This is a genomic window from Petrotoga sp. HWHPT.55.6.3 (assembly GCF_002895495.1).
Classification (GTDB): domain Bacteria; phylum Thermotogota; class Thermotogae; order Petrotogales; family Petrotogaceae; genus Petrotoga; species Petrotoga mobilis.
On the sequence record NZ_AZRJ01000021.1, the window covers coordinates 57,389 to 77,192 of the forward strand.

The following is a 19,804-nucleotide window of genomic DNA, read 5'->3' on the forward strand; positions in this document are numbered from 1 at the left end:
AATGGTAATAGGAATTACAGGCCCTGCAGGATCTGGAAAAAGCACTGTATCAAAGATAATAAAAAATATATACGGAGATAAGGCATCCATAATCGATGTGGATAGGTTAGGACACGAGGTCTTAACCTATTTTTTTATTAAAGAGAAATTAAAAGAAAATTTTGGAGAAGAAATATTCGATGATGATAACAATATTTCTAGATCAAAACTTGGCGAAATAGTTTTTTCAGACAAAGAAAAGTTAGAATTATTGAATAAGATAGTCCATCCAGAAATTCTTAAAAAAACTGAACAAATACTGAAAGAAATTTCAAATAAAAATGATATAATAATTGTAGATGCAGCTTTGCTTTTCAAAATAGGATTGGACAAATTATGCGATAAAATTATCTACGTAGATGCCCCAGAAGAATTACGTATTGAAAGACTGTCAGAAAATCGCGGTATCCCCTTGGAGAAAGCAAGAAACATCGTTAAATCCCAAGAATACATAAACTCTGAGCGTTGTGATTTTAAAATATCGAATATTGGTAATTTTGACCAATTGTACAAAGAAACAGAAAAAATTATCCAAAACTTATGAGGAGGTGTTCGGAATGAAGAAAGTTGTTTCTATTCTTTTTACGGTTTTACTTGTTTCTTTTGCTTTTTCTCAAGTTGAAATTGAGTTTTGGCACGCTATGGGGGGACAACTGGGAGAGACGTTGAATTCCTTAGTCGACACTTTTAATAGAGAAAACCCAGATGTCCATGTCTCAGCCATATATGTGGGAAACTACAGTGCCTTAAACCAAAAGTTACTTTCTACGATCACCGCTTACTCCCAAGGAAGTACTACAGACCTCCCAACTTTATCTCAAGCTTATGGAAACTGGACCGCAATGTACCTTTTTTCTGATGTAGTGCAACCACTTAACGGATATATTGAAAAGGATCCTGAGTTTAAAGAAGCTTGGGATAATCAGATATTCCCTGTTCTAAAGGATTTAGTTACATGGGGAGACACAGTATATGGAATCCCATTCAACAAATCTGTTTACGTTTATTATTATAACCCGGATCTCTTTGACCTATTTGGAGTTAATCCCCCCAAAACCATGGATGAATTATTTGAAGTAAGTGAACTTTTAACAATGGATTTGGATATGGATGGAGAAATGGATCAATACGGATTAGGTGCAAGAAACTTTATCGATGATTTTCAAATATTTTTATATGCACATAACGCAACATTTTTAGAATACGTCGGCGATGGCAAATACAAGATTGTTTTACCCGAAGAGAAAACAAAAGAGGTTTTGAGTTACATAAAGAACCTGAAAGATTCCGGATACGCTTTGTTCCAAAACGCCTATTTGGATCCCCAGTTCGGCTCTGGAGAAATAGCTGCATACATGGGAACGGTGGCAGGTTTAACTTATGCTGAACAATCCTCCAGAGGAAAACACGGTGTTGCTTGGGCTCCATTACCTTCCGTAGATGGTGTTCCTCACTCTCCTATAGCTGGAACAGATTTGATAATGTTTAACTGGGTAGGTCAAGATCAAAAAGACGCAGCATGGAGATTCATGAAATTTTTGATGGATCCCGTTAATGTTGCTTACTGGTCTATAAATACGGGATATGTTCCAATAAGAAGAGATGTTGAAGAGGTTCCACAGTGGCAAACCTATACGGCAACAGATGATAAGCCAACTATTGCACTAAAAGAATTAGAAACTGCTATCCCAGATCCAAAGCCAGCCGCATGGAACGATATAAGAAACGATATCAGCACAGTATTTGCTAACTTCCTAAACGATATGGCGACTGTAGATGAAACATACGATGCCATCGTGAATACTTTAGAAAAAGGATTAAAGGAGACAGGTGAATACGCTGAATAATGAGTAATAACCATCAAAACCCCAGGTAGGATCAACACCTGGGGTTTTACTATTGTTATTCACCTCAGTTATTTCGATTCCAAGTATTTCGCCAAGTATTTTACTTCTATCTCCTTCATTATTTCTCCCATTACCACGGGAGATAGAACAGGCTCATAGGGAGGAGGGGAACGCAATTCTACTTCAATATCTCTTGCCCGAATGTGTTCTATGCTTGGTGAAACAAGGATAATGATTAAAAATACAATAAGAAATGCATAAAGAGACCAGTTTATTTGAAGAGAAGGAAACCAGCCAGGAATAAATGGGTGAAGCAGCAACAATGCAAAAATAAGCAGTAAAAGAATGAAAAATCCGATCCTCTTAAGCCAGCGATGTAAAGGGGAATTTAACCACCAGCGCCACCAGGGTGGCTTAATTCGATAGTTCCAGATATTGCCGAGCAATTCACGAGCGGGTGCCTCTATTGGGGTTTTTGATTTTAACTTGACACACCCTTCAAGTTTTTCTTTTGCTGTAAAAATGTCATTGCTTTTAAGGTAGAAGTGCCCTAAAAAATACAGGACATACGCCCTCATCTCTTTTTCCTGTTTTTGGTTTTTCGACAACGTTTCATTCATCTTTTCCAGGTTTCTTATGATTGTGGCTACTTCTTCTTGATACTTTTTATCTTTTGAATCCAAGGAGAATTCTGCCTTAAGATAGTTAGCGTATATATCCCAGAGGAAATGTATTGGATTACCTATATCCAAATACATTGCCTTTTTAAAGGATTCACTTGCAGCATCATAGTCTTTTTTTTCGATTTTGATTCTGCCTTGTAAACTCAATGCAGGAACAAGATCCCGATCTATATTGAGAGCGTTTTTAACATTTTCAGAAGCCTCTTTGAGATTTCCAAGTTTAAAGGATAATTCTCCCAAGAGGGTGTATGCCAAGGCAAACTGTGGATTCATCTCAATGGCTTTATTAAAAGCCTTTAACGCTTCTTCATGTCTCCCAAGCTTAACAAGCGCAACACCTTTGGCGTACCAGGCTTCAGTAAACTGTATATTTATCTCAATGGCTTTCTCGGAGGCCTTTAACGCCTCTTCTTGTCTTCCAAGCTTACCAAGTTCACCACCTTTGTTGACCCAGGCTTTGACAAACTGTGGAGCTATCTCGATGGCTTTTTCGTAAGCCTTTAACGCCTCTTCATGTTTCTCAAGCTCACCAAGTGCAACACCTTTGGCAAACCAAACTTCTGCAAACTGTGGATTTATCTCGATAGCTTTCTCATAAGCCTTTAGCGCATCTTCGTGTTTCTCAAGCTCACCAAGTGCAACACCTTTGGCAAACCAAGCCTCGGCAAACTGTGGATTTATCTCGATAGCTTTCTCGTAAGCCTTTAGCGCATCTTCATGTTTCTCAAGCTTGCTAAGTGCAACACCTTTGTTGAAACAGGCTTCGACAAACTGTGGATTTATCTCGATGGCTTTCTCGTAAGCCTTTAGTGCTTCTTCATGTTTCTCAAGCTTGCTAAGTGCAACACCTTTGTAGAACAAGGCTTCGGCATACTGTGGATTTATCTCGATGGCTTTCTCGTAAGCCTTTAGCGCATCTTCATGTCTCTCTAGCTCGCCGAGATCAACTCCTTTGTTAACCCAGGCTTCGACATAATATGGATTTATCTCGATGGCTTTATCAAAAGCCTTTATTGCCTCTTCATGTCTCTCAAGTTTGCCAAGTGCAACACCTTTGTAGAACCAGACTTCGGCATACTGTAGATTCATCTCGATGGCTTTCTCGTGAGCTTTTAGTGCTTTTTCATGTTTCCCAAGCTCGCCAAGTTCAAAACCTTTGCCGAACCAAGCTTTGGCATACTGTGGATTTATCTCGATGGCTTTCTCGTAAGCCTTTAGCGCTTCCTCATGCCTCCCAAGGTCACCAAGTTCAAAACCTTTGCCGAACCAGGCTTCGGCATACTGTGGATTTATCTCAATGGCTTTCTCGTAAGCTTTTAGCGCTTCCTCATGCCTCTCAAGCTCGCTAAGTGCAACGCCTTTATTGACCCAGGCTTCGACATACTGTGAATTTATCTCAATGGATTTCTCAAAAGCCTTTAACGCCTCTTCATACCTCCCAAGCTCACCGAGTGCAACACCTTCGTTGAACCATTTTTTATCATTCATTTTGTTTTTCTCGGCCCTCCTTTACTTTATGCCAGCTTTTCCACAAGATTGGCCTTTTCTTTTTTTAAGCACAGCTTTGCATATAACGTCCTTCAGATGAAAGAAGTTCATCAGCCGGTGGATTGGGGAAAACTTGAATTTTTCTTTTATCCACAGTTATATGCTTAGAATGATGAATGAATAAGGAGCAAATCGACGAAGTATTCCGCAGGCGGACATTTATTGATTTTCACCTTTATTCCTTTTAAGGAATATTAAATTTGTCAATTTCCTTCATCAACCTGATCGTTTCTCTAATAATTTCAACAATCTGGAGGAATTGCTCTATATCTTTGCTTTCTAATTTTCTATTCTTTCTGCTTTTAAGCCATTTATCTAAAACCTGATAACCGCCAATATAAAAATTCCAGATTTCCCCAGGTACACCATCAAAGTATTGCTCTTTGTTAATCCATACTTTACCATTTTCATACTTTACTTTTTCAACAATATTTGAACCAATTACATCAAACTTTACACTTGTTGGCAATCTCTTTCTCATTAAATGTAATTCAACTAATTCTTTGCCTAATTCAGCTAATTTAGTAAAATCCTCATAATCGTCTACGAATGGAATTCTTGGGAAGTCGTATTGTAAAAATTCTTCATATCTCTTACGATAAGTAGGTGAGTAAAGAATGGCATAGATATAGTAAAAAATATCTTCTGGAGTTAGTTCTTTATTATATTTTTCAGATAGGGTTTTGTAAATATTTGGATCAATATTTGCTTTCTTCTCGAAGTCAGAATAAAGATATAGTGGGAAAAGAAATGCGATTCCCTTATTACTTAATGTTATACGACTCTCGATGATAGTGTTTGTAACATAAGCATGATTAAATATACCCTCAGCAACTTGCCTAACAGTTATCAATCCCAAATTTTCCTTTAGCATGTGTTTCATAACTCTTTTAACAGTTCTCCACACTACCGAATCATGCCAAAAAATCCATTGAACATCAAAAGGGCGATAAAAAACTGGCTTGATATATTTTTTCAAATCAGAATCAGAGATAGGCTGGAGCATATTCCAAGCTTTTCTGATACTCCATCCTTTCTTTTTTCTTATATTGAAGGATGAATGAAGTTCTTCATCTGAATTATCGCTGTGTTTGAAGCGACGCATTCTTTCTTCTAGTTTGCTTTTATCCATATCTATTACAAAATTATCTCTAGCGGTAGTCATCCCGACACCATTTAATGGAAAAATATCCGTAACCTTCCAGAATTTATTATATTCTTCTTCTAATGTGGTATCTTTAGGAACAAAGAAATAGAATGGTGAAATAGGTTTAACTTCTTGCCAATTAACATTATCTATTGTGTGCCTGTCTAACCAATGATATTTATCTTCTCTTAATCCCCAAAGATCGGTATAGTAAATTTTTTTCTCCCTTAAATTTTTATTCTTTATGAATATTCCAATGGCGACTCCTTGTTGTATATCAAAAACGTTTTCATCTTTGCTGCCATCAGGGCATTTTTCTTTCTTTAAAGAATTTCCATGCAAGTTTAAGATGAAGATTCTATCAAAACTTTGCAGTAGAGATTCCCTCATCCCTCTGAATGTTGGGTTATCAAGATAACTGTGATTAGTAATAAAACCTACAACGCCCTCACCATTTTGATCTATTTTCCACTGTGCATATCTTATGAATTTCACATAATCATCCTGAAGCCATTTAGGGTTTTTCTCATCAAGAGGTTTACCATCTACCTTATAGTAACCATCGTCTTTGCTTCCATCTGCTCTTATATAGCCTTTTTTCAACAAATCATCAATCCACTTTCCCTTATTGACAGATATTCCAGAATATGGTGGATTACCCATTACAACAAGAATTGGCTTCTCCGTCTTTATTTGATTTGCAATTCTGCTTTCCTCTGTTATTTCTCTCATGAACAGTAAAGGATCATGAACCTCTGATTGTTCTAATGTGTTTGTAAGGTAAACTTGTATTCTATCGTCATCTTTAAACCTGTAATGCCATCTCTGAAGTAGGTCTGTAATCTTTAAATGTGAGATTACATAAGGCGTGATTAAGATTTCAAATCCATAAAAATGCTTTAGAAGGTGATTCTCGATTTTATCAAAAATTATACCTCTTAACCCTTGATTCTTTAATTCTCCCAATGCAACAAGAAAAGTTATCCAGAAAAAAGTTCCCGTTCCAATCGCAGGGTCAAGAACATTTACACTGTCATCTGCAAGGCCTAATGATTTATCAAAGTGCTTCTTCAAAATTGAATGTACAGAATTTACAATAAAGTTTACAACAGGGCGGGGTGTATAATAAACTCCGAGATGTTTTCTCTTCTCAGGCTCGTAATAATTCAAAAAATCTTCATAGAAAAATATTATTGGATCTTTGTCCTTTTTGCCACGCTTATCAATTTTAATTAGAATCTCGTCTAACTTTGCAGCATTTAGTATATCGATAATGTCATCTACAATCCATGAGATATTTGGAGGAAACTCTTCACCAGAAATGTTCAAGAAGATACGTTTAATCACACCAACATTTCTGGGGATATAGTATGATGCTGTTCTTCTATCTAATTTACCTCGGCAACTTTTCTTAGCCAAAAATAGGCCATAGGTGATGGTTTGGGCATAGGCATCTGCACAATCCTCTAATTTTACATCTTTGATAAGTTCTTTTATACCCAGATAAAAATCATAGATTGATGAAGGAGATTCATTATTTTTAATTTTCTCCAAATCATTTAAAAGTTGGTCTTTAGCCAGTTCCTTCAATAATTTCGCTCTTTTAGAGAGTTCTACAGCCAGTTCTTCAGCTAATACTATTGTTGGTAGTTTATACTCAAAAAATTCATTTATGAGAGAGGCAAATGTTTCTATTTTCTCTTTAGAGATAGATAAATTTCTTTTATCCAAATCGGAAAGCATGAAAAGATCGCAATCATAAACCTTGCGCCCTTTTCTAATAAGAACAAATTGAAGATAATTAGTGAGTATCAGATTATCAATACTTTCAATATATTTTTTAAGTTGGTCCGTCTCAAGTATTTTATCTAAATTTTCTCCAAGGTCTTTTGTTTCTATAAAACCAATTTTTCGGTTATTATAAAACGCCTTAAAGTCAGGTGCACCAAGCCCAGCAGCTCTTTTCGGTTCCTGAGTAAGATTATAATCTGGATTTAACCCTTTAATAAGATTTTCAAACGGAGTTCTGTAAGTCCACTCCGTATAATCTCCTTGTGAGTATATACTGTAAACTTCTTTAAAGTAATTTTTTATATCTTTCTCAATCTTACTGTTATCGACCATTCATATCACCCTTGAGAATTTTTTGGAGGCAGACGGAATGTCATATTACGGCTGACACAAATCTGAAAGTCCACCGAAGGTGGATTTGGACGTAGGCGCAAAGCTCCGAAGCCACACTCTCTCTGTTATATGAAGTTGTGCTCTTACTCATTTTTCTCAATCTTCCTCCAAGTCATAAAGTCTCTTGTTACTCCATCACCAGTAAACCTGTACATTCTTGCATGTTTGTTCGCCGGTTCTTCAACTATTGATATTTCTTTAATCTCCTTGATTTTTGTTATTTTCTTATAGCACATTTTACCCATATAAGCTTTGCCCACGATATGTTCACATTCTCCATATTCCTTCCCACATATAGAACAATCTTCTTTTTCAATAATAAAACTAGGACTAACAAACATTTGAGGAGGGAAAAGAAGTTTCTCTATCAAATGTAACTTATTTTCATATCCTTCTGCATTTAGCTCTATTGCTATGCTATGTGCTTGTGCTGCTGTCCTAACTGCAGATTGAGCATTTATTAGAAAATCCCATGCTTTATTGGGATCGTCTTCTTTTAATGCAATCCACATCTCCAACTCATTAACCATAGCATCTATTAAACTTTCTAAGCTTAGCATAGCGTTTGCAGAATTCTCATCTTCAACTTTTATCATTTGTTCCTTCAAAGATATGGTTCTATGCTTAAGGTTTGTCAACTTCTTAACAGCCTCTTGCTGAAATTCTTTATCTCTACTAATAAAAAAAAATTTTCCGCATTCTATTATCACTTCGTAAAAATCTTTTAAAAACAACTCTATTTCACTATTCATTGTGTACCTCTCTAATTATCTTAGGAAGATCTTTTAATCCTTCTGGTGGACCTTCGTATTCTATTTTTTTATAATGTCCACTTTTAGTTTCCGTAACTATACGAAGTTTTGACTTCCTACTATCCCTCGGAATTCCTCTAAACCATTCTGTTAGATGATTTGAGATGACATTAAGAGTAATTGACACTAAATGTGGATTTTCACTTAATAACATTGCTGAAATGAAAATAGTGGGTCCAACCCATTCAAATGCATTTTCAGATATAAAAGAGAATTTTTCACCCGATTGTTCAAGTGGTGTTTCAATTACATTATTTTGTCGCCAGAGTGTCCTCACAGTTGATGTTGTACTTTCATGAAGAAGATCTTCTTTAGTTACGGCTACTTCATAATTACGAGGTAAAAGTGCTATGGAAGTTGGTATATTGCATCCTAATTCCTCTGCTTTCTTTTTAACATCTATGTAGTCTGATACTTTAAGCATATTTCCCCTTCCTTTCTTTTTTTAAGCACAATTTCAGATAACGTTCCGAGTGTATCTGAAAAGTCCGACTTTGCTGCATGTGAGCGAAGGTTCGTAAACCGTAGCCTTTTATCCGTTTCTTTGATAGCCTCAGGCTTAGACTTTACCAGTTTTGAAAGTAGAAAACCGAATCTAATAAAAAGCGTAATAGTGAAAATGCGACTTTTTGTCCTCATATCTCGGCAATATAAGGAATTTCACTAACATTTCGGCTTATGAGAAGTTTTTCGACAGAAGAGAGTAAAATTTGGGAAATTTGCGCGCCGAAGGTGAGGCGGCTAATTCAATATGGTGGAGTTGATGGGATTCGAACCCACGACCTTTGCCTTGCGAAGGCAACGCGCTCCCGCTGCGCTACAACCCCTTCTTTTTATATTATATCAAAATTCATCAAATAATTAAACTTCTTGTATAATTCCATCTCTAATTTGAATAATTCTATCGGCTCTTTTTGCAATATTCAAATCATGGGTAACTACCACAAGCGTTGTTCCCTTTTCTTTTCTTATTTCCTCCAAAAGTTCTATTATTATTTCACCGTTTTCACTGTCAAGATTTCCTGTTGGTTCGTCAGCCCATATAACCTCTGGCGAATGTATTATAGCCCTTGCAATAGCAACTCTTTGTTGCTCTCCACCTGATAGTTCATAGGGGAATCTTTCTACTTTACTATCAAGCTTAACCTTCTTTAAAACTTCATAAGCTTTGTCTTTTGAGGTTTTGTTCTTTTCTCCTAAGATTAGCAAAGGCAACTGAACATTTTCTAAAACCGTCAAAACCGGAATAAGATTAAAAAATTGAAACACAAAGCCCATGTTTTTGGCTCTGAAGGAAGTCCGTTCTTCTTCTTTCAAATTTTGGAACGGAACCCCTTTAAAGTAAATCTCCCCTCTGGTAGGATTATCTATTGCCGAAAGGCAATTTAGTAAGGTGGTTTTACCTGAACCTGAAGGCCCTAATATACCAATAAATTCACCTTTTTTAATCGTTAGGTTAATGTTCTTTAAAGCCTCTACTTTTACTCTCTTATCGTTGTACACTTTGTACAATTCAATCGCTTTTATCAAAGCACTATTTTTATTCTCAACTTCCATTATCCAATCTCCCTCAAACTATCTGCTGGTGTGATTTTAGTTATTAAAAACGAAGGTATCATCAAGGTTAGAAAAGTGATTAAATATACCATTCCAATTATTCCAACTACATTCAACAAAGGAAAATAAAAATCAACATTTCCTAAAAATTGAAAGATGGCGAAAATTACATCCTTTGCAACTAGGTAACCTCCCACCAGACCAATGAAAGCTCCTACGGATACAATGCTGAAATTTTCAATGAGAAGTCCCTTGGTTATATCCTTTGAACTTGAACCAATAGCCCTTAGAGTTCCAATTATTCTTTGGCGAATTATACATGATCTCACAGAGTACAATGCCAGTCCTGAAAATCCGCTAATTAATCCAAGATAAAGCATTCCCATTGCTAAAGAAATTATACCATCCACCCCATTATAAATATTTTGTAATTCCTCTTCTATAAAAATGGGATAATCAAAGTTTGACATATATTTCTGCTTGACTTCGTCAATATTTTCTTTAGGCACATTCCCTAAAAGTATATCGATACTTTTCACACTATTAGGTTTAGAAACTATATTTGCAACATATTTTACAGGAATTGTAATATCTTTTAAGTCAAAAAAACCAACAACATCATAAGAAACGTTAGATTCTCCACCTAAGGGTGTAATAGAAGAAAGATTACCCTTCACGTATGCTGGGACTTTTTCTTCATCACTAAATTTTCCATAAAGAACGGTATTTTTACTCTTCAGTTCTTCTCTCCAATCTGTTACTGATTCTGATGGAATTATCGCCGATTCAAGAAAAGTATTGTCAACAAAAGCTATGATCTGTGAATTGAGCAGGGCAACTTGAACTTTAGTTGGCTTTTCTATTCCTTCATAAACAGCTATATCATCAGAAAAAAATAGGTTTTTTATAGGGTTTGATACAACCAAAAAATTGTATCCAAACAATCCTTCTTGCATAGAAGTATCAACAAATTTAACCAAATTAGCCGGGATAGAAGAAATAACGATCAAACCAAAAATAATTATACCAAACATCAAAGAAAGCATTAAAACTCTCACTGGGAATCTCTCGACATACGAAAATCCCAAAAGAAAAGGAACACTCTTCTTTGAGGAAAATACCTTAGAAAACCTTTTTAAAATTGGAATTATAGAAGTAAAAAAAAGAACAACGATAAAACCGAATAAAAAAGATCTTTGAAAAATAAAATTAAAAGATAATACTCCTGAAGAGAGAGAAAAATATGTTTTACTAAGGATCATAAGAAAAACGGATAACCCGACATTAAATAAGGGGTTTTTGAATACAAATACTAATCCCAATGAAATTAGAATTAATCCTAGGATTTCAAACTCTTTTGCAAAGGAGATTAAAAGAATACCAGATATAATAAAAAGAAGGGCAAACCATCCGTTAATACCATGAGGAACGTATGCCTCCACATCTTTTTTCAAGGATTCTACAGGAGAATTGTTGGAAATATGTAATCCTTTAATCATAAAAATAATCAACGGAATTACAATACCTATTAAAAAACCAAATATTATTGTTCTAACACTTAATTCATAAGGAACGGTTGTAAAACTTCCAAAAGTTTCGAAAGTTAGACCTGATGCAATTTCACCAAGTTGGTTTAACAGGACTGCTCCTATTTTCGCCCCCAAAATGACTCCTATTATAGAAGATATCCCGAAATATAACAAAGCCTCCATAAAGAAAAGAAATAAGATCTTAAATCTTTTAAAACCTAAAATTCTTAAAATACCCACCGTTTTTTCTTGCTCGTTTGCAAAATTATTCCCAAAAACAATAACTAATATTAAACCTGCCAATATTGAAAAAGAACTAAAGGCAAAAACAATGTATCCTAGAATTTCATTTGCCGGGGAATTTAAAAAATCCTCTTTTATATTATTAATCTCCAAATTTGAAGGGAGAGAAATATCAGAAATATGTGCATTTTCAGATTCAACAAAATCTACATACGCCTTGGATGGGAAAACTGTATTACCTTTGAAATCTGATACATTAACAAAGACTGATCCTGGATACTGTGCCATCTCTCCTCGGTAATTCAAAAAACCTTTTTCACCAACATAGGAAATCTCTAAATTTTTTGAACCTCCAGGCATATGAATTACAATGGTTTCTCCTTCATTAACTCCAATTTCCTTTGCTATATCCTGAGATACAACTATTTTACCAGGGCTTAAATCAATAGTTTGACCTACAAAGTTTGAAAGGTCTTCTTCTTCAACCGCAACAACCAAAACTTCCAAAAAACGTCCGTTATTTTCTATTCTTCCAAAACTTTCCGAAACCGGCAGAATGTTTTTTACTTGGGGATTGCTTTTTAGATCGTCTAAAATCATTTGTGACAAAGGAAAAGAAAGAAATGGAGATGTCCTATTATTAACAATAAAGGCATCTGCTTGGCCAAAATTAACTTCCACTTGAGTTTTTCTATATGAAACTATCGAATCATTAAGGGAAAGAGAAGAAACAGTCAACAAAGAAGGGATGATAGCCCCCAATACTAGCAAAATACTTACTTGCCACTTCTTTAAAAAATTACGAAGGGCAAATTTCCAAAAAAACACTAAACCATCTCCCAAAAATGCGTTCTTCAGTGCATAGTGTTATTTTATCAAATTACATTAAAAAATACTATAGCATAATAAAAAAATATATCAAAATTCTTTGCATTCTAAAATGAGTTCAAGAGCTCAACAAAGTTCTCTATATAAAAATAATAAAAAAACAGAAAATTAACCTTCAAAAAGATTCGATATAATTATTTTTTGGTTAGAGTTTATAAGTACACTAAGATTCTAAAAAGCAGGAGGGAAAATAAATGCCTGAAGTAAAAGAATTTCAAGCAGAAACAAAACAATTACTCAATCTAATAATAAACTCCATTTACACTCACAAAGACATATTTTTAAGAGAGTTGATTTCTAACGCATCAGACGCGCTTGATAAAATCAGATTCTTATCTTTAAAAGACCCTGGCGTTCTACAAAATGATACTGAATTGCAGATAAGGATTGAAATAGACAAAGATAACAACACTTTGATAGTTGAAGATAACGGTATTGGAATGTCTTATGAAGAAGTAATCGAAAACTTGGGAACTATTGCAAAATCAGGCACTAAAAACTTTCTGGAACAACTAAAACAGGCTCAATCTGAAAACACTATAATAAACCTCATAGGGCAATTCGGAGTTGGGTTTTATTCGGTATTCATGGTTGCGAAAAAAGTTATTGTAGAAACAAAAAAATGGGATCAGGATAAAGGTGTGAGATGGGAATCTGATGGAATAGGAACTTATTCAATTGAAGAATGTGAAAAAGCCAATAGAGGAACTAAGATTACCCTAATATTGAAAGATGATCTAGATGAGGATGAAAATTATTTGGACCAATATAAAATTCAAGAATTAGTCAAAAAACACTCTAATTATATAAAATATCCCATAAAAATGAAATGGGAAGAAGAAGTAGAAGCAGGTAAAAAGAAGATAACCGACAAAATACTTAATTCGATGGTTCCCTTATGGAACAAAAACAAAGAAGAAATATCTCAAAATGAATACAACGAATTCTACAAAGAACATTTTTACGATTGGAACGATCCTTTCGATGTTATTCATTTCAAAGCTGAAGGAACAACGGTTGAATTCACCGCATTGCTTTATATCCCTTCTAAGTTGCCCTTTACTTTTTTCAGTAAAGATTACAAAAGGGGATTAAACCTCTATTCAAAGAACATTTTTATAATGGAAAACTGTGAAGAAGTTCTCCCCGATTATTTGGGTTTCGTTAAAGGATTGGTGGACTCTCCAGACTTCTCTTTGAATATCTCAAGAGAAATACTCCAGAAAAACAAACAACTAAAAGTAATAAGAAAAAATATTGAAAGAAAGATATTAGATGCTTTAAAATCAAAACTTGAAAACGAAAGAGAAAAGTACGTGGAATTTTGGAAAGAATTTGGAAAGGTTATAAAAGCAGGATTATATCAGAATATACAAGAAAAAGAAAAAGTTCAAGACCTACTTTTATTCGAAAGTTCTACATCTGATAAAAATATGGTAACCCTTAAAGAATATATTTCAAAAATGAAAGAAGATCAAGGTAATTACATATATTACGCAGTGGGGGAAAGCAAAGATATTATTGAAAACTTACCTCAAATGGAATCCTTCAAAGAAAAAGGTTATGAGGTGTTGTACTTAACAGATGAAATAGACGAATTCCTCATCAAATTGATGCATGACTACGAAGGAAAAGAATTCAAATCGATCAGCAGTTCAAATGTAAGAATAGATGAAAAATTTAAAGAAAAAGAAGAAGAAAACAAAGACTTGCTCCAAAAAATAAAAGAGTATCTTAAAGACAAAGTAAAAGATGTTAGATTAACAGATAAATTGAAGGAATCGCCCGCATGTATAGTAAGTGCCAACGAAGCGATCTCCTTGAACATGGAAAAAACCTTAAAAAACTTAGAGCAACTACCCTTTGAAGCTGAAAAGATCTTAGAGCTAAACCCTGATCATCAAGTATTTAAAATATTAACAGATATATACCACAAAGATCCCAACTCAGAAGAAATTAAAGATTACGCTAAATTACTTTACAATCAATCTTTGTTACTTGAAGGATTAGAAATCGAAGATAAAACTACATTTGCAAAACTGATCACAAAGCTAATGATAAAATCAAAAAAATAAAGACGCCCTAAAAGGGCTTTTTTCAATTTCAAAAGAGTTACAACGCAAATGACTATTAAAGAGAGTTTTTGAGTTTTTATGGTATAATTAAAGTAATAAGAAAATATTCTAAAACATATCCATATTCTAAAACTTTCTAAAGGCTTTTTTTAAAACCCAATTAAAATAACAAATTTATACTGTTTTTACTGAATTTTAAGGGGGTCTCATGCCGAGGCAGAAGAAATCTCTTTTCTTTATTTTTTTACTATTACCTTCATTTTTCTTTGGTTTTTTCATAGATTATGACTCAGCCACCAACGCCAATATCGTATTTTTTGAAACGCAAAGTAAGTTTGAAATTTATCCAAACGATTCAAAGACCATTTACAAAATTTCTTTCGAAGAGAAAATTTTTGAACAAGTTAATTACAAAATCAGTAAAGGGCCTATAAAAGAAGTCTCTACTTCAAAAAATGTAATTACAATCAAATTTCTTTATCCAATAAACAATTTAGAAATAAAGGATGATAGGATAATCTTTTATGGATATGAACCATACAATTTTCAACAGATAAACTTTGAAAAAATAAAGTTAGATGACGCTATAGATTTGTTGTTTACCTACATTGGATGGAATTGGATAAAAACCGAAGAATTACCCGACACCTTTTTCGCTATAAATTCAAATGAAATACATATAGAACATTTTTTAAGAATGCTGAACGAAGTTTACTCTTTAAACACAATCTTTTATGATGAAGATACCGTATTGGTAGGTAAACAAGCATCTGTCTTTGAAAATGATCTGCCTTTATTCATTGAAAATGAAAATATCTCTGAAGAAAGTTCATCAACAAATTTTATGCAAGTCTCTTCAAAGGAAGATTCTTTAGATAAAAATCAAGAATATTTGCTTTTCTTTGAATCAAAGTATGACCTAACCCGTTTAGAAAAAATTTTTGATTGTAAAGTAGCCTTTTTTGAGGATAGTTACTACGCTGTACTTGCTAAAGAAGGGGAAAAGGATCAAATTAACGAACTAATAAATTATTTAAACGAAATTCCAGAAACATACGATGAGTCTTTACTAATAGCATCACAAGAAATTAGTGAAACGCCTACTCCTATTGAAAAGAAAGAAAATTACGATGATGAAAGTTATATTGTTTTAACGTCTACCTACGATATGACATTTTTAGAAGAAATTCTACCTCTAAAAACTTACAAGTTAGACAAACAACATGTTTTATTAATAGGAAGTAGTGAATCAATAAAGATAGCGGAAAAAATCAACGAACTTGTTCAACCTCAAATTATTCCTAAAAAGACCCAACCTGTAATCAACCAAGAACTTGTTACCATTTCTGTTAAAAAGAGTACAATTTTTGAGAAATTATTAATCCAGGAGGATATCCATTTTTCAAAAATCACAGCACAGGAAGATTATGTTCTATATATGTTAGAATATGAAGAATCCCTAACAAATTTTGTAAAAAATATTCTGGATTCATTCCCTTATGAAAAGGGTGATATTGAAGTTTCGTTAAAAGAGTTAATTTCCTTGGTAGCAAAAGCACAATCTATAAACGTTATATCAGATTTTGAAAACGATAAAAAGATAACTATCAATAATTTTAATTTAGATATGTCATCATTACAGCCTTATCTGGTATCTCAAGACATATGGTACGAGAACATCGGGCATAATACCCTTAGATTTTATGAACAGAAAAAATTATTAAAATACGAGATTTTCGTCTTCTCAGGACAAAATGTTGATAGATTCTCTGTAGAAGAACTTTACTTATTAACTTTACAATTTGATGGTATAATAAATGGTAGTAAAGATAGAGCTTCATTAATATCAAAACCTGTAATATATGTCAATGAAGGTGAACCAGCATCAATAAAATCTGTCTTATCGGTTCCCGTATTCGATGAGGAAGGTAAGATAGTTTCAAAAATAGAATCAGGTTTTATAATGGAAGTAAGTGGTGAATACGACAATATTACAAAATTGGTCAACACTGAATTAGATATAAGTATAAGCGAATTAAAAAACGAGGATAAAAACATAGTTGATGAAAGAAATATGAGTAGTAAATTCACCATACCCAACGGTGGTTTTATAAAATTAGGTGGATTGAATTTTACCAGCATAGTTGAAAACGAAAGCGGTATTCCTATTTTTAAAGAAATACCAGTAATAGGACAATTATTCACTTCGTATGAAAAAACAGAAAATGTATACGATTTAGTTATTCTTATACATGTTGAAGTATCTAATAAACCTAAAATAGAGAATCATTTCTGAAACATCTGTCTCTCAGGAGGCGATTAGAAATATGGAGAAGACAAGGACTCCTGTAGTTGCAGGTACTTTTTACCCTTCGAATCCAGAAAATTTAAAAAGCCTTATAAAAGAGCTTTTCGGTGATAGTTTTAAAGTAAATTCTGAAAAATTAATTCCTCCTATGGGGGTTATAGTACCTCATGCTGGTTACATATATTCTGGGGAAACCGCAGCAAAAGCCTATAAAAAGATATTTGAAAAAGGTATAGCAAAAAGAGTATTTTTGTTAGGGCCTAATCATACAGGATTAGGGTCTAAAATATCAATTTTTACAAGTGGTAGTTGGGAAACCCCCTTGGGAAAAATAAAAGTTGACGAAAAAACCACAAGAAAGATTTTGAAAGAGTTAGATATTTATAACGATGAATTTGCACATTTAAATGAGCATTCACTAGAGGTACAGTTACCTTTTCTTCAGTATGCTATGGGAAATGATTTTGAAATTGTACCTATTTGTATGATGGATCAAAGTTTAGAAACCTCCAAGAAACTAGGAAAAATTTTAGCAAATATAATAGAAGACGGAGATTTAGTCGTTGCTTCTTCGGATATGAATCATTACGAAAGTCATGAAAAGACATTGCTAAAAGATGAAAAAGTTATAGAAACATTAAAAAAGATGGATTTACAAGAAATGTATGATAGAATAAAAAGATATAATATTACTATGTGTGGATATGGTCCCGTCGCTGTTCTTTTAAGTATAGGATTTGATGATATTGAAATAATTGACCATACGACGAGTGGCGAGAAAAGTGGGGATTATGAAGCGGTAGTTGGATACATCTCTGCAATAGTTAGTAATTCACAAAAATAATAAACTATGGAGGTGAACCTCATGTTAATAGAAACAGAATTTGGTACTGTAGATATAAAAAACGAAGTTATAAAAGAATTGGTTTATAAAGCTGTTATCGAATCCTATGGGACGGTTGAAATCTCCGGAAAACAAGGATTTTTCGATAGGATATCAAGTTTATGGTCAAAAAGTGAAGATAGAGGAATAAATGTATCGGAAAATGAAGAAAGCATAGTAATTGATCTCTTCCTCGTTTTTGAATATGGCCTTCCCATTAAAAAAGTCGCTCAAAATATACAAGAGAATGTTCATCATAGAGTTACATCTATGTTAAATTTTGATAATATCAAAGTAAACGTGAGCATATCTGGCTTGAAATATTGAGAGAAGGTGTTTGTTGAATGCTCAAGTTTTTGTATGCAAAAGACCTATATCTGGCTTTAAAAAAAGGTACGGAAGAATTAGCTAAAAACAAAGATGAAATTAACGCCTTAAATGTTTTCCCTGTCCCAGATGGAGACACAGGTAATAATATGTTAGCAGGTATGCTCGAAGCTTGTAAAAGTATGGATGAAGTTGAAGATAAGAACGATATGAAATCTATGATGGAAAGTTTAAGAAGAGGACTTTTGTTAGGAGCAAGAGGTAACTCAGGTGTTATTTTGTCACAAATATTTCGTGGAATAACAGAAATTCTCGAAAAAAAGAAAAGAATCAACACCCAAGATTTTATAAAAGCCCTTCAAAACGCTAAAGATAGAGCTTATAACGCCGTTATGAAACCAGTTGAAGGAACAATGTTGACTTTAATACGAAGATTGTCAGAAAAGATGGAAGAAACTATGTTCGAAGAAAAAGATTTTTTGGTTTTTTTCGATGCGATGGTAAAGTATTCATTTGAAATAGTAGAGGAAACCCCAAAATATTTGAAAAAATTACGCGATTCGAATGTTGTGGATGCTGGAGCAAAAGGACTTGCTTACATTTTAAAAGGGATGAACGATGCACTTCACGGTGATATTGAAGTAGAACTAGAGGAATTAGAGTCTGCCACACCTGAACAAATAACAGAAATAGCCTATGAAGAACTAACATATCAGTATTGCACAGAAGCGATAGTAAAATTCCAGAAACAGCCTATACAAAAAAAGACCTTAGAAGAAATAAGGAGTTTTTTGGAAGGTCTCGGAGATTCCATCGTTTTAGTTAATCAGGATGACATATTAAAAACACACATACACACCAATCATCCAGGACTTGTCTTTGAAAAGTTTTTAGAACATGGCGAATTGATCAAAACAAAGATAGACAACATGAAAGCTCAACATGAACACATTATAACAAAACAAAAAGAGGGCAAAACAGCCGATATAGAGCAAGCCAAAGTGGCCGTTAACAATAATTTGAACAATAAAAATTGGGGTGTGATTGCAGTCTCTCCAGGAAAAGGAATTTCAGAAATTTTTAAAAGCTTGGGAGTGGATCAAGTTATTTTTGGAGGTCAATCTACCAACCCTAGTGTAAAAGATATCTCAGAAGCAATTAACAAAATTACACAAAAAAAAGTAATCATACTTCCCAATAACCCAAATATAATACTGGCTGCAGAAAAGGCTGCAGAGTTAACAGATAAAGAAATATTGATATTACCAACAAAACATGTTCAAGAAGGCATAAGTGCCATGCTTGGTTTCGATGACAATATGGACAAAGAAGAACTAAAAGAATCCATGATGGGATACGTTAAATCAATCGTTCCAATTGAAGTTACTTATGCGGTGAGGGATTCTACCATTAAGGGTGAAAAGATCAAAAAAGGTGAGTACTTGATATTTCTTGGGAAAGAATTAAAAGCTCATGGAAAGAATGTTTATAAAGAAACGGAAAAAGTTTTAGAAGAACTAATAAAAAAAGGCTATGAAATCATTACTATAATTTACGGTGAAGGGGCTAAAAAAGAAAAAATCGATCAACTAGTAAAAAATCTGACCCAAAAATACACCAATATAGAGGTAGAAATTCACAACGGTGGACAGAGACATTATCCACTTCTCATTTCCGTTGAGTGAAATCTGACAAATAATCATTTAATAATTTATCCAAGAAGAATGGAGGATT

At 33.7% G+C, this 19,804-nt stretch carries 13 protein-coding genes and 1 tRNA gene; 7 read left to right on the top strand and 7 right to left on the bottom strand.

Annotated features, from left to right (window positions below; genetic code table 11):
* The first annotated feature begins 1 nt into the window (after position 1).
* The gene (gene coaE, locus X926_RS07025) at positions 2 to 583 is read left to right on the top strand and encodes a dephospho-CoA kinase (protein WP_103065540.1); all 582 of its coding nucleotides are present in this window, start codon (positions 2 to 4) and stop codon (positions 581 to 583) included.
* A 13-nt stretch (positions 584 to 596) separates the two neighbouring features.
* On the top strand, positions 597 to 1,886 hold the full coding sequence (locus X926_RS07030; RefSeq protein ID WP_103065541.1) for an ABC transporter substrate-binding protein: 1,290 nt from the start codon (positions 597 to 599) through the stop codon (positions 1,884 to 1,886).
* A gap of 68 nt (positions 1,887 to 1,954) precedes the next feature.
* Here X926_RS07030 and X926_RS07035 read toward each other — a convergent pair whose 3' ends face one another.
* The 7 genes from X926_RS07035 to X926_RS07065 form a co-directional block, all read right to left on the bottom strand.
* Positions 1,955 to 4,057, bottom strand: a complete 2,103-nt coding sequence (locus X926_RS07035; RefSeq protein WP_103065542.1) for a tetratricopeptide repeat protein — start codon at positions 4,055 to 4,057, stop codon at positions 1,955 to 1,957.
* Positions 4,058 to 4,301: 244 nt separating this feature from the next.
* Positions 4,302 to 7,388, bottom strand: coding sequence for a type ISP restriction/modification enzyme (locus tag X926_RS07040; RefSeq protein ID WP_103065543.1), 3,087 nt, complete (start codon positions 7,386 to 7,388; stop codon positions 4,302 to 4,304).
* A gap of 143 nt (positions 7,389 to 7,531) precedes the next feature.
* On the bottom strand, positions 7,532 to 8,200 hold the full coding sequence (locus X926_RS07045; protein ID WP_103065544.1) for a hypothetical protein: 669 nt from the start codon (positions 8,198 to 8,200) through the stop codon (positions 7,532 to 7,534).
* Positions 8,193 to 8,684, bottom strand: coding sequence for a hypothetical protein (locus tag X926_RS07050; RefSeq protein WP_103065545.1), 492 nt, complete (start codon positions 8,682 to 8,684; stop codon positions 8,193 to 8,195). Before X926_RS07050 ends, X926_RS07045 begins: the two co-directional genes overlap by 8 nt.
* A 328-nt stretch (positions 8,685 to 9,012) precedes the next feature.
* A tRNA-Ala gene (locus tag X926_RS07055) sits at positions 9,013 to 9,087 on the bottom strand.
* Between the two features lie 34 nt (positions 9,088 to 9,121).
* Positions 9,122 to 9,817 (bottom strand): ABC transporter ATP-binding protein, encoded by a 696-nt coding sequence (locus X926_RS07060; protein WP_103065546.1) that lies wholly within the window; start codon positions 9,815 to 9,817, stop codon positions 9,122 to 9,124.
* Positions 9,817 to 12,417 carry an FtsX-like permease family protein gene (locus X926_RS07065; RefSeq protein ID WP_103065547.1) on the bottom strand — a complete coding sequence of 867 codons (2,601 nt, stop codon included), beginning with the start codon at positions 12,415 to 12,417 and terminating at the stop codon, positions 9,817 to 9,819. Before X926_RS07065 ends, X926_RS07060 begins: the two co-directional genes overlap by 1 nt.
* A 254-nt stretch (positions 12,418 to 12,671) precedes the next feature.
* Here X926_RS07065 and htpG point away from each other — a divergent pair, with 254 nt between their 5' ends.
* The 5 genes from htpG to X926_RS07090 all read left to right on the top strand — a co-directional run bounded on the left by htpG (position 12,672) and on the right by X926_RS07090 (position 19,755).
* Positions 12,672 to 14,552 (top strand): molecular chaperone HtpG, encoded by a 1,881-nt coding sequence (htpG, locus tag X926_RS07070; RefSeq protein ID WP_103065548.1) that lies wholly within the window; start codon positions 12,672 to 12,674, stop codon positions 14,550 to 14,552.
* Between the two features lie 208 nt (positions 14,553 to 14,760).
* Positions 14,761 to 16,848 carry a hypothetical protein gene (locus X926_RS07075; RefSeq protein ID WP_103065549.1) on the top strand — a complete coding sequence of 696 codons (2,088 nt, stop codon included), beginning with the start codon at positions 14,761 to 14,763 and terminating at the stop codon, positions 16,846 to 16,848.
* 31 nt (positions 16,849 to 16,879) lie between these two features.
* Positions 16,880 to 17,704: an AmmeMemoRadiSam system protein B gene (gene amrB, locus X926_RS07080; RefSeq protein ID WP_103065550.1), complete on the top strand. Its 825-nt coding sequence runs from the start codon at positions 16,880 to 16,882 to the stop codon at positions 17,702 to 17,704.
* A gap of 21 nt (positions 17,705 to 17,725) precedes the next feature.
* A complete protein-coding gene (locus X926_RS07085) occupies positions 17,726 to 18,070 on the top strand; it encodes an Asp23/Gls24 family envelope stress response protein (RefSeq protein WP_158245213.1) in 345 nt (114 codons plus the stop codon).
* Positions 18,071 to 18,087: 17 nt separating this feature from the next.
* The gene (locus tag X926_RS07090; protein WP_103065552.1) at positions 18,088 to 19,755 is read left to right on the top strand and encodes a DAK2 domain-containing protein; all 1,668 of its coding nucleotides are present in this window, start codon (positions 18,088 to 18,090) and stop codon (positions 19,753 to 19,755) included.
* Positions 19,756 to 19,804: the final 49 nt, after the last annotated feature.

Excerpts from the sequence above, each read along its gene's own strand:
- X926_RS07075 (WP_103065549.1), top strand. The coding sequence starts at position 14,761 with ATGCCGAGGCAGAAGAAATCTCTTTTCTTTATTTTTTTACTATTACCT.
- X926_RS07045 (WP_103065544.1), bottom strand. The coding sequence starts at position 8,200 with ATGAATAGTGAAATAGAGTTGTTTTTAAAAGATTTTTACGAAGTGATA.
- amrB (WP_103065550.1), top strand. The coding sequence starts at position 16,880 with ATGGAGAAGACAAGGACTCCTGTAGTTGCAGGTACTTTTTACCCTTCG.
- X926_RS07085 (WP_158245213.1), top strand. The coding sequence starts at position 17,726 with ATGTTAATAGAAACAGAATTTGGTACTGTAGATATAAAAAACGAAGTT.
- htpG (WP_103065548.1), top strand. The coding sequence starts at position 12,672 with ATGCCTGAAGTAAAAGAATTTCAAGCAGAAACAAAACAATTACTCAAT.
- X926_RS07030 (WP_103065541.1), top strand. The coding sequence starts at position 597 with ATGAAGAAAGTTGTTTCTATTCTTTTTACGGTTTTACTTGTTTCTTTT.
- X926_RS07090 (WP_103065552.1), top strand. The coding sequence starts at position 18,088 with ATGCTCAAGTTTTTGTATGCAAAAGACCTATATCTGGCTTTAAAAAAA.
- X926_RS07060 (WP_103065546.1), bottom strand. The coding sequence starts at position 9,817 with ATGGAAGTTGAGAATAAAAATAGTGCTTTGATAAAAGCGATTGAATTG.
- X926_RS07035 (WP_103065542.1), bottom strand. The coding sequence starts at position 4,057 with ATGAATGATAAAAAATGGTTCAACGAAGGTGTTGCACTCGGTGAGCTT.
- coaE (WP_103065540.1), top strand. The coding sequence starts at position 2 with ATGGTAATAGGAATTACAGGCCCTGCAGGATCTGGAAAAAGCACTGTA.
- X926_RS07050 (WP_103065545.1), bottom strand. The coding sequence starts at position 8,684 with ATGCTTAAAGTATCAGACTACATAGATGTTAAAAAGAAAGCAGAGGAA.
- X926_RS07040 (WP_103065543.1), bottom strand. The coding sequence starts at position 7,388 with ATGGTCGATAACAGTAAGATTGAGAAAGATATAAAAAATTACTTTAAA.